15 protein-coding genes are annotated in these 12,961 nt (G+C 64.1%); 5 read left to right on the forward strand and 10 right to left on the reverse strand.

Translation table 11 applies throughout. The features are described 5' to 3' along the window. Positions 1–249 precede the first annotated feature (249 nt). Both odc2 and NKI70_RS14425 read left to right on the forward strand, forming a co-directional pair. Entirely contained in the window at positions 250–1,383 is a 1,134-nt protein-coding gene (odc2, locus tag NKI70_RS14420) for an ornithine/lysine decarboxylase (RefSeq protein WP_352448194.1), read from the forward strand. 208 nt (positions 1,384–1,591) lie between these two features. Next, the gene (locus NKI70_RS14425; protein WP_352724693.1) at positions 1,592–2,194 is read left to right on the forward strand and encodes a GNAT family N-acetyltransferase; all 603 of its coding nucleotides are present in this window, start codon (positions 1,592–1,594) and stop codon (positions 2,192–2,194) included. A 54-nt stretch (positions 2,195–2,248) separates the two neighbouring features. Here the strand turns inward: NKI70_RS14425 and NKI70_RS14430 are convergent, their stop codons facing one another. Then, positions 2,249–2,533 (reverse strand): SCP2 sterol-binding domain-containing protein, encoded by a 285-nt coding sequence (locus NKI70_RS14430; RefSeq protein ID WP_352524570.1) that lies wholly within the window; start codon positions 2,531–2,533, stop codon positions 2,249–2,251. Positions 2,534–2,851: 318 nt separating this feature from the next. Here NKI70_RS14430 and NKI70_RS14435 point away from each other — a divergent pair, with 318 nt between their 5' ends. Beyond that, positions 2,852–4,585: a chloride channel protein gene (locus NKI70_RS14435; protein ID WP_502898922.1), complete on the forward strand. Its 1,734-nt coding sequence runs from the start codon at positions 2,852–2,854 to the stop codon at positions 4,583–4,585. 57 nt (positions 4,586–4,642) lie between these two features. Here the strand turns inward: NKI70_RS14435 and NKI70_RS14440 are convergent, their stop codons facing one another. Beyond that, positions 4,643–5,653 carry a nucleoside recognition domain-containing protein gene (locus NKI70_RS14440; protein WP_352724679.1) on the reverse strand — a complete coding sequence of 337 codons (1,011 nt, stop codon included), beginning with the start codon at positions 5,651–5,653 and terminating at the stop codon, positions 4,643–4,645. A 118-nt stretch (positions 5,654–5,771) separates the two neighbouring features. On the opposite strand from NKI70_RS14440, the gene NKI70_RS14445 reads away from it, so the two are divergent. Both NKI70_RS14445 and NKI70_RS14450 read left to right on the forward strand, forming a co-directional pair. After that, positions 5,772–6,224, forward strand: coding sequence for an Lrp/AsnC family transcriptional regulator (locus NKI70_RS14445; RefSeq protein ID WP_352698605.1), 453 nt, complete (start codon positions 5,772–5,774; stop codon positions 6,222–6,224). 237 nt (positions 6,225–6,461) lie between these two features. Beyond that, positions 6,462–6,860: a GFA family protein gene (locus NKI70_RS14450; RefSeq protein WP_352724680.1), complete on the forward strand. Its 399-nt coding sequence runs from the start codon at positions 6,462–6,464 to the stop codon at positions 6,858–6,860. A 90-nt stretch (positions 6,861–6,950) separates the two neighbouring features. On the opposite strand, the gene NKI70_RS14455 is transcribed toward NKI70_RS14450, so the two are convergent. From NKI70_RS14455 to NKI70_RS14490, 8 genes are all read right to left on the reverse strand, one after another. Then, on the reverse strand, positions 6,951–7,514 hold the full coding sequence (locus NKI70_RS14455; protein ID WP_352568107.1) for a GNAT family N-acetyltransferase: 564 nt from the start codon (positions 7,512–7,514) through the stop codon (positions 6,951–6,953). 200 nt (positions 7,515–7,714) lie between these two features. Beyond that, positions 7,715–7,993 carry a GNAT family N-acetyltransferase gene (locus tag NKI70_RS14460; protein ID WP_352724682.1) on the reverse strand — a complete coding sequence of 93 codons (279 nt, stop codon included), beginning with the start codon at positions 7,991–7,993 and terminating at the stop codon, positions 7,715–7,717. An 87-nt stretch (positions 7,994–8,080) separates the two neighbouring features. Continuing rightward, positions 8,081–9,262: an arabinose transporter gene (locus NKI70_RS14465; protein WP_352698607.1), complete on the reverse strand. Its 1,182-nt coding sequence runs from the start codon at positions 9,260–9,262 to the stop codon at positions 8,081–8,083. A gap of 40 nt (positions 9,263–9,302) precedes the next feature. Continuing rightward, positions 9,303–9,731 (reverse strand): lipocalin-like domain-containing protein, encoded by a 429-nt coding sequence (locus tag NKI70_RS14470; RefSeq protein ID WP_352644140.1) that lies wholly within the window; start codon positions 9,729–9,731, stop codon positions 9,303–9,305. Positions 9,732–9,795: 64 nt separating this feature from the next. Then, positions 9,796–10,812, reverse strand: a complete 1,017-nt coding sequence (locus NKI70_RS14475; RefSeq protein ID WP_352576068.1) for a zinc-dependent alcohol dehydrogenase family protein — start codon at positions 10,810–10,812, stop codon at positions 9,796–9,798. A gap of 26 nt (positions 10,813–10,838) precedes the next feature. Next, positions 10,839–11,234, reverse strand: a complete 396-nt coding sequence (locus NKI70_RS14480) for a (R)-mandelonitrile lyase (RefSeq protein WP_352576066.1) — start codon at positions 11,232–11,234, stop codon at positions 10,839–10,841. Between the two features lie 12 nt (positions 11,235–11,246). Then, the gene (locus NKI70_RS14485) at positions 11,247–11,729 is read right to left on the reverse strand and encodes a cyclophilin-like fold protein (protein ID WP_502897759.1); all 483 of its coding nucleotides are present in this window, start codon (positions 11,727–11,729) and stop codon (positions 11,247–11,249) included. Beyond that, on the reverse strand, positions 11,726–12,916 hold the full coding sequence (locus NKI70_RS14490) for an MFS transporter (protein ID WP_352698610.1): 1,191 nt from the start codon (positions 12,914–12,916) through the stop codon (positions 11,726–11,728). The genes NKI70_RS14485 and NKI70_RS14490 overlap by 4 nt, the downstream gene beginning before the upstream one ends. Between the last annotated feature and the right edge of the window lie 45 nt (positions 12,917–12,961).

Here is a 12,961-nt window from a genome sequence, read left to right on the forward strand (position 1 = left end):
ACTGAAGAGGCACACCTTCATTGCCGGCAGTGCGGACGGGTCTCCCATCCAAGCCAAGGCAGACAAAGCGAACCGAGGCCGGGCAAGGCCAAGGTTCACCGCCGCGAGACGGCGCTTCATGGTTCCGGGGTCTCCACCGGCTGGTTCCATGGATTTCCGTCCCGCCTTTGTCCACCGCGTGTTCGCGAGGCCGAGAGCCCGCGTCCGCAAGCCTTTGTGCGCGCCGAAAGGCGCTGATGGAGAGACCCGATGGCTACTCAGCGCATCCTTGACTTTCTCGCCACCCGACGTCCGAACGGCCCGTGCCTCGTCGTCGACCTCGATGTCGTGCGCGACAATTTCCGCGCCTTCGAGAAGGCGCTTCCCGATTCCAAGATCTACTATGCGGTGAAAGCAAATCCGGCGCCGGAAATCCTGCGCCTGCTTGCTGCGATGGGCTCGTCCTTCGACACCGCTTCCGTTGCCGAAGTCGAGATGGCGATGGACGCCGGTGCGCCGGCGGACCGCATCTCCTTCGGCAACACCATCAAGAAGGAGCGCGACATCCAGCGCGCCTACCAGCTCGGCATCAAGCTGTTTGCGGTGGACTGCGTCGAGGAGGTCGAGAAGATCGCGCGCGTCGCTCCCGGCGCCCGCGTGTTCTGCCGCGTCCTGACCGACGGCGAGGGTGCCGAATGGCCGCTGTCGCGCAAGTTCGGCTGTGTGCCGGCGATGGCGGTCGACGTGCTGCGCCATGCCAGGGCGCTCGGCCTCGACGCCCATGGCGTGTCATTCCATGTCGGCTCGCAGCAGACCGACCTGACCGCCTGGGACCGCGCGCTGGCCGACGCCAAGAAGGTGTTCGCGACGCTCGCCGACGAAGGCATCGTGCTGAAGATGGTCAATATGGGCGGCGGTTTCCCGACCCGCTATCTCAGGGATGTGCCGGTGGCGCAGGCCTATGGCCAGGCGATCTTCTCGGCGCTCAGGAAGCATTTCGGCAACGCCATCCCCGAGACGATCATCGAGCCGGGCCGCGGCATGGTCGGCAATGCCGGGGTGATCAAGTCGGAGGTCGTGCTGATCTCGAAGAAGGCCGACAACGACAATGTGCGATGGGTGTTCCTCGACATCGGCAAGTTCGGCGGTCTCGCCGAGACGATGGACGAGGCGATCCGCTACCCGATCGTCACCGCACATGACGGCAGCGAGACCGCGCCTTGCGTGCTCGCCGGCCCGACCTGCGATTCGGCCGACGTGATGTACGAAAAGACGCCGTACCCGCTGCCCTTGTCGCTGACCATCGGCGACGAGGTGCTGATCGAGGGCACCGGCGCCTACACGACGACCTATGCATCGGTCGCCTTCAACGGCTTCGAGCCTCTCCGATCCTACGTGATCTGAGGGCTCGCAAGAGTTGCTCAGATCATCCCCGGTGGGCGCCTGTCGCCCGCCCGGGCTCGCCTGTGGAACAATCCGCTTGTGAAGGATCGCGGAAATGAACATTGCAGATCTCATCGTTGAAGGCGTGGGAATCTCCCCCCTCGAGGGGGAGATGGCCGCGAAGCGGCCAGAGGGGGTCGGTTCGACTGGACTCGGCCTCCTGCCGCAGATGGAGGCCGGCGCTTCACGCGCGACAACCCCCTCTGTCGCCTTCGGCGACATCTCCCCCTCGAGGGGGGAGATTGCGGTCGTCGCCGAAACCGCCGCCGACGTCCCGGCGCGCGAGGCTTTGCTCGATCGCGCGATGGGGCCGAAGCGCCGGAAGAAGTCGTCGGAAAAGCTGCGGCGCGGCCGCCGGCCTGCGGAGGGCCTGGCCTTTGTCGCGCGCGATGCGTCGGGCACTGTTGCCGGCACGGTGCGGCTGTGGGACGTGGTCCTGGGCGAGGGCGGCACGGCAGCGCTGCTGCTCGGCCCGCTTGCGGTCGACCCGGCGCTGAAAAATGCCGGCATCGGCTCGGCGCTGATGCGCCATGCGGTCACTGAGGCCGAGCGGCTTGGCCATGCGGCGATCCTGCTGGTCGGCGACGCGCCCTATTACGAGCGCTTCGGGTTTTCGGCCGCAAAGACCGGCTCGCTGGCCATGCCGGGGCCTTACGAGCGGCACCGCCTGCTGGCGCGGGAACTGGTTGTCGGCGCGCTCGACGGCGCGCAAGGCACGCTGAAGGCGGCCGGGCGCAAGCTGAAGGCGCAGCGGCTGCCGCTCGCTGCCTGATGGTTCGAAGCAAGCCGCCCGCCATCGTGCGGCGGCTTGTTTCACCTCAAGCGATCAGCCGATCAACTGGCTGAGCGCCATGGCGACGCTCATGTCGCCTTCGACCTTTATCTTGCCGGACATGAAGGCCATGGTCGGGTTGAGGTCGCCTGATATCAGCGAGTCCAGATCGTCGAGCGACAGCTTTATGGTGCAATCGGCCGGCGCATCGGTGGTCGAGACATCGGCGCCGTCGATGACGATGACGCCGTCGCTGCCGGTGTCGAATTTCACCGAGCGATCGAACCCGGCACTCGCCACGCGCGACCTGATCTTGTCGGCAATCTCCTGAACGCTCATGGCGGTTCTCCTCGTCTCGTTACGTTTGTCGCGCCTTGGCGCGTCCACCTGGCCGAAGTCGCATGGCTGGTTTTACAGCCACGGTCGCTGGCGCATATAGCTTTGGGTTGACGTTTACGTCAACGCGGTTCCCCGAGCTGAGGATGGGCTTTATCGCCGCAGCATCACGCGGGCATGACACCTCGGCGGCCTGCATGTTGCCATGCGATGTTGCCGAGGGTATCAGGCACCCACGAATATCGGCGAGCCGCCCCGGTGCTTTCCAGAAACGAACCGCCCAGAAACGAACCGCAAGTCTATGCCCGCCGGTTGCGCGCGGTGCTGATCAGATCGATCCCGCTGCTCGAGGCGCGCGGTATTGCCGTCGTCATTCTGGCTGCCCTGGTCGGGGTGATGGCGGGTGCGCTGGTCACCGGCATGAGCGGACTGGTGCAGGTCCTGCATGGGCTTATGTTCGGCGTTCAGCCCGGCGGTCGGCTTTCGGCGATGTTTTCGCTGCAAAGGCCGGAGCAGGCGCTGATACCGGCGATCGGCGGCATCCTGCTCGGGCTGACGGTGATCTGGCTGAGAAAGCGGAAGTTCCGCACGCCGGTCGATCCGATCGAAGCCAACGCGCTGTACGGCGGCCACATGTCGCTGACCGACACCTTCATCATCGCCGGGCAGACGATGATCTCGAGCGGCTTCGGCGCTTCGGTCGGGCTCGAGGCCGGCTATACGCAGGTGGGTTCGGGCCTGGCGTCGCGGCTGGCGCGCTTGTTCAGGCTGCGCCGCAACGATGTCCGCATCCTGGTCGGCTGCGGTGCCGCCGGCGCGATCGCCGCCGCCTTCGACGCGCCGCTGACCGGCGCCTTCTACGGTTTCGAGCTGGTCATCGGCATCTACTCGGTCGCCAATGTCGCGCCGGTAATGGCCGCCGCGATCTCGGCCTCGCTGACCGCAGAGGTGTTCGGCGGCGTGCCGTTTCCGCTGGAGCTCGCCGGTCTGCCGCAGCTCACCGTCAGCCAGTATTTGCCGTTCATGCTGCTCGGGCTTCTGGGCGGCGGTGCTTCCATCGCCATCATGCATCTGGTGAGCCTGATCGAGCGCCTCTTTGCCCGGCTGTCGATCGACGCCTCGCTGCGCCCCGCCATCGGCGGCGTGATGGTCGGGCTGCTGGGGCTGGTCACGCCGCAAGTCCTGTCCAGCGGCCATGGCGCGCTGCACCGCGAATTCGCGATGAATTACGGGCTGGCCGTGGTGGCCAGCGTCTTCGTGCTGAAGCTGGCGGCCTCGGCGATCTCGCTCGGCTCCGGCTTCCGCGGCGGCTTGTTCTTTGCCTCGCTGTTTCTCGGCGCGCTGCTCGGCAAGATGTTTGCCGGCGCGATGGCATTCGTCTCGCCGGCGACCGGCATCGACCCTGCCGTCGCCGCCGTCGTCGGCATGACCTCGCTCGCCGTCGGCGTCGTCGGCGGCCCGTTGACGATGACCTTCCTGGCGCTGGAATCGACCCGCGACCTGACGCTGACCGGCGTGGTGCTGGCTGCCTCGCTCATGGCGGCGATCCTGGTGCGCGAAACGTTCGGCTATTCCTTCTCGACATGGCGCCTTCACCTGCGCGGCGAAACGATCCGCAGCGCGCATGATGTCGGCTGGATGCGGAGCCTGACTGTCGGCTCGATGATGCGAAAGGATGTCCGCACCATCGACGCCTCGACGACGCTTGCGGAATTCCGCAAGCAGGTGCCGCTCGGTGCCTCGCAGCGCGTCATCGCGGTTGACGCCGACCTGCATTATGTCGGCGTGCTGATCGTCGCCGAATTGCACAGCCATTTGTCGGATGACGAGATGCCGGTGCTGTCCTTCGCCAAATTCAGGGATGCGGTGCTGGTGCCGAGCATGAACGTGCAATCGGCGGCCGAGACCTTCCAGCGCGCCGGCGCCGAGGAATTGGCGGTGGTCGAGGATTTCACCGATCGCAAGGTGGTCGGTCTGCTGACCGAAGGCCACCTGATGCGGCGCTATGCCGAAGAACTCGACAAGGCGCGGCGCGATCTGTCGGGCGAGGGGTAGCCGCGTCCTTTCGCGATAGCGATGCGACAAACATGTCGGCTGCTGCGTAAGGAGGGCTCACGTCAACGGCCCGCTAATCGCCGGCTCCGAAATCTGATTGCGCGGACTGTCTTCTTCCTTGTGGAAGAGTGTCTTGAAGAAAAGAGCGTCGGGAACCGCCTTGATTAGTTTTGCGATCACGGCGGTCGCGAGCACGGCAAACGCTAGGCGATCGAGAAGCACGCTGGTAACATCAGCGCCAAGTGTGACAACGACCAACGTATCCTCAATGAGGCTGTGGGCAAAACCCATGAACACGCAGGCAAGGAATATCTGACGCGGCTCCGCGCTAGGCGTGCGCGCCTCGCGGATCAGCAGTCCTGCGCCATAGGAAATCCCGAGAAACAGGCCAACAGCGGCGAAAGGTACCGTCTGCTTTTCGATGCCGGCGAGCCGAAAGAGCGGTGCAAGCCCTCTGTTCATCCACTCCAAAATGCCCGACATCTTGAGAAGCTCGATCACCCAGCTCAGCGCAAGCAGAACAACGAGCATGATGCCCAGGGTTTTGAGCGTACCCAGGAGAAAGCCGCCCCAGTCGGTGCTTTCATTCGTCGGCATCCACGCCGGCTTCACCGGTCCTGACAGCCATCCGGTCACGGCGAATATCTGATGCAGAAGGACAGCAAAGACCAAACCCCCGCCAATACGAAGCGCCGCGGTGACCAGGAAGCTCGGCCCAGCCCTCTGAATGATCCGTTGCTCGATCGGAATGGCATGTGCAAACAGCAAGAGAGCCGAAAGAACCGTCATGTCGGCAGTGCTGAGCGCCGAAACCGGAACCAAGGTGAATACGATCACAAGCGCGCCCCAGATCCCGACCAGCAATCCCGTCAGCCAGGCAAAGGCGAGTTCAGGTGGCAACCCCACCTGCAACATGAGCGGGGAGAAGAACGGAGAAATCGCCTGGATGACGCCAAGGTCCTGCAGCAGCCGCGTGGCAATCGCAACCGGAACGATGACGCGAACCAGTTCCCAATAGATTTCAAGCGTCTCCAATGTCTTGCGATAGAAGGCGGCGCAAATTGCCATCATGCTGCTCCATCATCCCTGGAGCCATCTGAGTAGCGTGAGACGCTTCGCATTTGTGGTCAAAGTTTGCGATTCCGTGCAATAAAATTGCAACGCACCGACGATGAGCGCGACCGACATGGACAAGATCGACAGAAGGCTTCTCAACCTGCTCCAGGATGATGCCTCACGAACTAACGCCAAACTGGCGGGGTTAGTCGGGCTTTCCCCTTCGAGCTGCCTGCGCCGCATACGACGACTGAAGAAGAGCGGTGTCATCAGCCGCGTTGTCGCGCTTCTCGCACCGGCAAAGGCTGGCCGGGGCTTGAAGGCGATCGTCGCCGTCGAACTGGAGCGTCATGGCGAGCAGTTTATGCGGGACTTTCTCGAGTTGGCCGCTCAGGAACCGGCCGTCACTCAGGCCTACAGTGTAAGCGGCGAAACCGACGCCGTCCTCATGCTCCGCCTGACGGATATGGAAGAGTTCGATGCGCTGTGCGAGCGACTGTTCCGAGACCGAAGCAACGTCGCGCGATACCACACGATGTTCGTGATCCGAACGGCCAAGGAAGTGACCGCAATTCCACTGTAGTGTTCGGGTTGCGATAGACCTGCCAGGCCGTGAATTCAGCGGCCCGGCGGAGAAACTCTACGAACATTTCTATATGCCGAAAGGGGGTAGTGAAGGCAGCTTGGAGGCAACGCCTCGCGCACGCGAGGACAATCGCCAGCGCCGAATGTCGGAATTGGGCGCCAGCTCGACGCATTTCATGGCGCCTCCCTCACGCCCAGGCATGAAGCTGTCCTTGTTGGCTCAAGGAGAATTTGCATGCGTGGTCATTGCTTATGTGGCGCTATTGCCTTTGAAGTCGATGGCCCGGCACAGGCCTGCGTGGTCTGTCATTGTGAAAGTTGTCGGCGGCAATGTTCTGCGCCGATGACCTCCTATATTGGAGTCTTGGACGGCCAATGGCGATGGCTGGGCAAGCTACCGAAGGTATTCAACTCTTCTCCCGGTGTGGAAAGAACATTTTGCAATCACTGTGGCACGCCGCTGTCCTTCCGCTCAAAAAACATGTCTGATGTCATGCATTTTTTTGCGGCAGCGATGGAGGAGCCAGAAAAATTTGCACCTACGCTGCATGTCGCTTTTGAGGAGAAGCTTCCTTGGTTGAAACTCGCCGACAACCTGCCGACTCGTTTTGGGCCTGACTATACGAAAGACTAGGATCTGCTCGCATCGAGACAAACGGTGGAAGCTGCGGACAGCATCCGGAAGCGAGATGATGCCTCCGTCCGTTCAAACGGCGGTCGAACATTATCGATCGCGGCTGCTCTCGACCTGCTTGAGCGGCAGCAGGTAGGCGATGATCTGCTGATCGCCGAGTGCTGGATCAAAGCCAATAATGTCGGAGGCGAAAAGGTCGTGGGCGGGGCGTCTCTCGAAGCCGAGACTTTCATACAACTTGTATGCAGACGTCATGGACGAGGCAGTGTGAAGCGCAAGGCCGCCTGAGCCCTGCAGACGCGCTTGCATGACGCACCATTCGCAAAGCGCGCGGCCATATCCGCGGCCCTGTGCCGAGGGAACAACCGCGAGAGTCCTGAGGCCTGCCAGCCCGGGCGGCCAGCCCATGCCGTCAAAGGCGGCATCGGCGTAGTAGGTGACCGTCCCGACGAGGCGTCCCTCGGCTTCGAGCACCGCGACGCTGGCTTTCGCCCAACGCCCCGCGACATCCCGCGCATCCTTGACGTAGGGCTCGAAGATGTGCGGTGCCAGAACGGGCCGTAACGATGCGAAAGCCTCTGAGACGAGCAACCCAATTCCATCCAGTTCCTGACGGCTTGCCAGGCGGACGCGTGGCTTGGATGCGATCTGCATGCATGTCCTCACTGCTCCAGTAATTCGACCGTATGTAGGGCTCCCTCCGGCTGGCTGGACTTCGCCCGGCTTCGGCCGTCGGCCGTATCCCGCAGCGCGATTCACCCGGAGAGGTTCGCCTGCCACAATAATGACCGGCAGCAAGATTCCAATGGACCTGAGCCGTCGAGCCGCGACGACGAGTTAATCGGCGGAGCACCTCAAACTTTCGGTAACAGTTTGCTCATGCTTATGCGCTCCTCGACCTCGTATCCGCACTTTCGGTAGAACCCAAGAACCGTCGAATTGGAAGCGACAATTTGGAGGTTGATCTTTATGCAACCAAGGCCGGCGAGCCGCCTTTCGGCCTCATGGATGAGGGCCTCGCCGATCCCTTTTTGGCGATGGGACTGCAAGGTAGCGATGCGCGATATCCAACCTCGATGGCCGTCATACCCGGCGATGATCGATCCGACGACCTGATCGGCCTCTATCGCCACCAAAAGCAGGTTCGGCTGATGCCTCAGCTTCCCGCGAAGCGGGAGCGATCGTAGTTGCGCGACATCTCGAGCCCAGACTATCCGGCTCTATAGTGGAGCGTTACGGCGACCCAGCAGCAGAGCGATGCCCAACGCCGGAAGCGTCGCCGTCGCGACGGCGAAGAAGACGAATTGCAGCCCGGCCGACCCAGCGACCAAGCCGAGCGCCGGACTGCCGAAGCCGAGCGCCACGTCGAGGAAGACGGTGTAGAGTCCCATGGCCAGGCCGCGGCTGCTTGGTGGAAGATGGCTTACGGCCTCGGCACCGAAACCGGGATAGACCAGCGAGTAGCCGAGGCCAGTCAGGCCCGCTCCGATGGCGGCGAGAACGGGCCCGGGCGCAAGCCAGATCAGCATCAGCCCTGCCGCCTCGACCGCCACGAAGATCACGGCGACGCGCGCGCCCCCTAACCTGTCAGGCAGGTGGCCGAAGCACAGCCTTGCCGCGATCAGCGACGCGGCATAAGTGGTGAAGGGAAGCCAGACCGGCTGCCAGCCGCGTTCGGCAAAGAGCAGCGCGCCAAAGGCCAGGATTGCGCCATAGCCAAGGCTGCTGAAAGCAGCTCCGACGCCGGGAAGCCAGACCGCTTGCGCCACGCTCGTCCATGACTGTCGCGCGGCGCTCGCGGCGAGGCTGGTGCCACGCATAGGCAGGATGGCAAGCAGCGTCGCAAGTGGCAGGCCGACCGTCGCGAGTGCGATCGCGGCGAAGCCGCTCGCCGTGTAAAGCGCAGATCCGATCGGCGCGCCTAGCGCGAGTGCTGCGAACATCGCCGTGCCCACCCAGGCTATGACCTTTCCGGAGTTCTGTCCGCCCGCAAGGGAGAGGCCCCAGGCGACGCCGCCTGTGATGATGAAGCTCTCAGACGCGCCCAGTACCGCCCGGCCGGCGAAGAGCGCCGATGCGGACGCTGCCGGCCGGTCGAGCAATGCCAGCGAGCCGAGGTAAATGAACCCCGCCAGGGCAGCGGCAATGAGGCCGACGACGACGGCCCGCTTGCCGCCGCGCCCATCGGCATAATTTCCGGCTCCAATGCGCGACAGCATCGAGGCGACGAACTGGCTGCCCGTCACCAGCCCGACTGCGAAGGGGCCGAAGCCGAGTTGCTGGTGAAGATGCAGCGGCAGGACGGGTAGCGCCAAGCCGATCAGGAGGAAGCCGGCGAAGACAGCCGCCATGATTGGCACCAGTTCCGCCATCGCGCCATTTCGGTCCGAAGTCCGCGCCATTGTGGCCACCGATAACACGTTGACAGCCGGGCTGTTCCGATCAGTAACGTTCGTAGGTCACGCGCCAGCCTTCGGCCGGATTGTCCGGCGTCAGGACCAGTTTGTTGTCCGAGACTTCGAATTTGCGTTTCATGCTCTTCCCGACAAGGTTGCGGACCAGGGAGGACTCGATCGTGATGACGAAGGTCTTGTCCTGGTCGTTGATGGCGACCGGCCCGTAATAGGCTTCGTAGCCATTCGCCGTGTAAGGCGTGTCCGGCGCCTTAGCGTCGGGGTTCTGGGCCTGCACCGAGAGGGTGCGGGCCTCGGTGAAGATGACCTGGCCGGAATATGGCACGGGCTTGAGGTTTCCCTCGGCACCGGCCTCGAGCGACCTCATGCGCCATGCGCCGATGATCGGGGACTCTTGGGAGAAAGCCGGCGTGGCGACCGAAAGCGCAAGCGCAAGGGCAGCGATCTTCAATCTCATCGTCATATGTCGTTGTTCTTTTTCTCGTTTGTGGGTGCGGACAGGCCGTCCGCCCAATCTTCGCTTACACCGAAAGCATGACCTTGATGGCGCGCCGCTCGTCCATGGCGCGGTAGCCTTCAGCGACCTCGGCCAACGGCAGCTTGAGGTCGAAGACCTTGCCGGGCTTGATCCTGCCCTTGAGCACACGGTCCATGAGGTCGGGCAGGAAGCGGCGCACCGGCGCGGGGCCGCCCAGCATGCGCTTCTGGCCGAAGAAGAGATTCTGGCCATCGAAGCTCACGCCATGCGGTACGCCGACATAGCCGATGGTGCCGCCGGGGCGAGAGCAGGCCAGCGCCTGGTCGAAGGATTCCGCCGTGCCAACGCATTCCAGCACCGAGTCCGCGCCGACGTCCTTAGTGAGCCCTTTGATCCGGGCCACACCTTCCTCGCCGCGCTCAGCGACGATGTCGGTCGCGCCGAATTCGCGGGCGAGTTTTTGGCGGCTGGCGTGCCGGCTCATGGCGATGATGCGCTCGGCGCCCATCTCCTTGGCCGCAAGCACGCCCATCAGGCCGACCGCACCGTCGCCGACCACCACCACCGTCGATCCTTCTCGGACCTCGGCTGCGTCGGCCGCATACCAGCCGGTGCCGAGCACATCGGACACAGCCAGCAGGTCAGGGATGAGTTCGGCCGGCGGCACCTCGGCGGTGGCGACCAGTGTGCCATCCGCCAACGGCACGCGGGCGTAAGGCGCCTGCGCGCCCGACATGAACTCGCGCTGCACACAGGACGACTGGAAGCCGAAGCGGCAATGCGGGCAGGTATTGTCGGAGAGGCAGAACGAGCCGACGACGAACTGGCCGGGACGGACCGTGCCCACCTCTGCGCCGACCTCGACGACGATGCCACAATATTCGTGGCCCATATGCATCGGGCCGTTGACCGGCTGCAGCCCGCGATAGGGCCACAGGTCCGAGCCGCAGATGCAGCTCGCCGAGAGCTTGATGATAGCATCCGTCGGGCGAAGGATCCTTGGGTCTTCGACTTCCTCGCAGCGGATGTCGCCGGGCTTATGAAGAACGGTTGCGAGCATTTTGCTTTCCTTTCGTTCAATCGATGTCAGGCGCCGTAGTCGGCGTCGCTGACGTGTTCCAGCCAGTCCACCACCTTGCCGTCTTTGACCTCCTGGAGGGCAATGTGGATCATGGCCGTCTCGGGTGAGGCACCGTGCCAATGCTTCTCGCCGGGTGCGAACCAGACAACGTCACCGAGACGGATCTCCTCGACCGGCCCGCCCTCGCTCTGAACGAGGCCGAGGCCGGAGACGACGATCAACGTCTGTCCAAGCGGATGCGTGTGCCAGGCGGTGCGGGCGCCCGGCTCGAACGTCACCTGCGCGCCCTGCACGCGCGCGGCGTCGAACGGGTTGAACAGCGGATCGATGCGGACCGTGCCGGTGAACCAGTCGGAAGGCCCCTCGCCAGACGGCCTGGTGCCTGCGCGAAGAATATCCATGGTGATCTCCTGTCAGATGCGTTCGATGCGAAGCGGGAACTTGCCGCTTACGTGTAGGGCCTCTTCGCCCGCGTCGAAGCGGCCGAGCCTGATCAGCCCGGGATGGCGGTAGTCGGCGTAGAACATGGCCAGATTGCCCCAGGGCATGAAGTAGCAAAGGTCGTATGGCCGCTCGTTGCCGAACGGGCCGCTGCCCTCCTCCGTCAGCTTGCGCGGCAGATAGGCAATCTTCTCGTTATGCGCGTAGTCGTCGATGGTGAGATCGAGCGGCAGCATGGTGAAGAAGTCGCGCGCCGACGGATTGTCGTAGAGCGTGGCGGTCATGGTCCGGCCATTGAAAATCATCTTGATCCTCATGTCGGTGGGCTCCTGGCTGCCTGGGTCGCTGCCCTGCTGGCTGCGGGCGGCCCGCGGCAGGACCGTTGCCGCGAGCGCGCCGCCGAGCAACGCGCGGCGGCTGAGGTCCGGACGGTCGATCGTCATGGCTGCCGTCATGGCTGCGACCTCCGGGCCAAATGCGATGCTGCAAAGGCGGCGAGCGCCGATCCACAGAGCAGCACCGCGCCGAAAGTGAATGCACCCCACCAGCCGACCGTATCGAAGAGCGTGCCACCGATGGCGGCGCCGCCGGTGATGGCGAGCTGGATGACGGCTACCTGCAACCCGCCGCCGGCCTCCGCGTCGTCCGGCAACGTCCGGCTGAGCCACGTGCCCCAGCCAACGGGCGCGGCCGTGCCGAAGAAGCCCCAGGCAACGAGCAGCGGCGCTGTAGGAATCGGCAGCGTACCGAAGGCGATGAGCGCTACGGCCAACGCGGCCATGACCAGCGGGATGACGATGAGGATGCTGAACAGGCGCGTGCGCAAAAGCGGGCCTATGCAGAGGGTGCCGAGCACCCCGGCCAGCCCCATCGCCAGCAGGATCGCCGAAAGCGCGGCGATGTCGAGCCTAGTGACGCTCTCGAGGAAGGGCCGCAGATAGGTGAAGAGCGCGAACTGGCCCATGAACAGCATCATGATCGACGCCATGCCGGTGGCGACAGGAAGACGGCCGAGGAGCGCCAGCGGATTGCCTGGACGCTTCCTCCGGCGCGGGGGCAGCGCCGGCAGGCTTGTCCACTGCCAGACCAGCGCCAGGAGCCCAAGCGGCACGACGAGGAAGAAAGCGCCGCGCCAGCCGACATAGGCGCCAAGAAAACTGCCCAGCGGCGCGGCGATGGTGGCCGCAATGGCATTGCCAGCGTTTAGCATGGCGAGACCCTTCGGAACCATGTCTTGCGGCACGAGGCGCATGACGATCGCGGTCGACATCGACCAGAACCCGCCGATCGCGATGCCGAGCAGCGCTCGGCCGACCATGAGGAACGCGTAGTTCGGCGCGAAGGTGACAGTGAGCCCGGACACGATGAGGAGAAGGGTGAAGCCGGTCACGACCAGTCGGCGGTCGATCCGGCGCGTGAGGCCGGCGACCAGCAGGCTGGTCACGACGGCGAAAGCGCCCGAAATCGAGATCGCCTGTCCCGTGCGGCCCTCGGTGATGCCGAGATCGGCCGCTAACGGCGACAGCAGGCTGACCGGCATGAATTCCGACGCGATGAGCACGGAAACACACAGAGCCATCGACAGCACCGCGCCCCATGCGGCGCGGTCTTCGACAAGCCTTGTGTCGTACGTCGTTTCCATAATTGGCATCCTTGCAAGGCGACGGGGGTGGATCAGCCGCCCATC

It is taken from the genome of Mesorhizobium sp. M0500 (genome assembly GCF_040321165.1).
Lineage (GTDB): Bacteria > Pseudomonadota > Alphaproteobacteria > Rhizobiales > Rhizobiaceae > Mesorhizobium.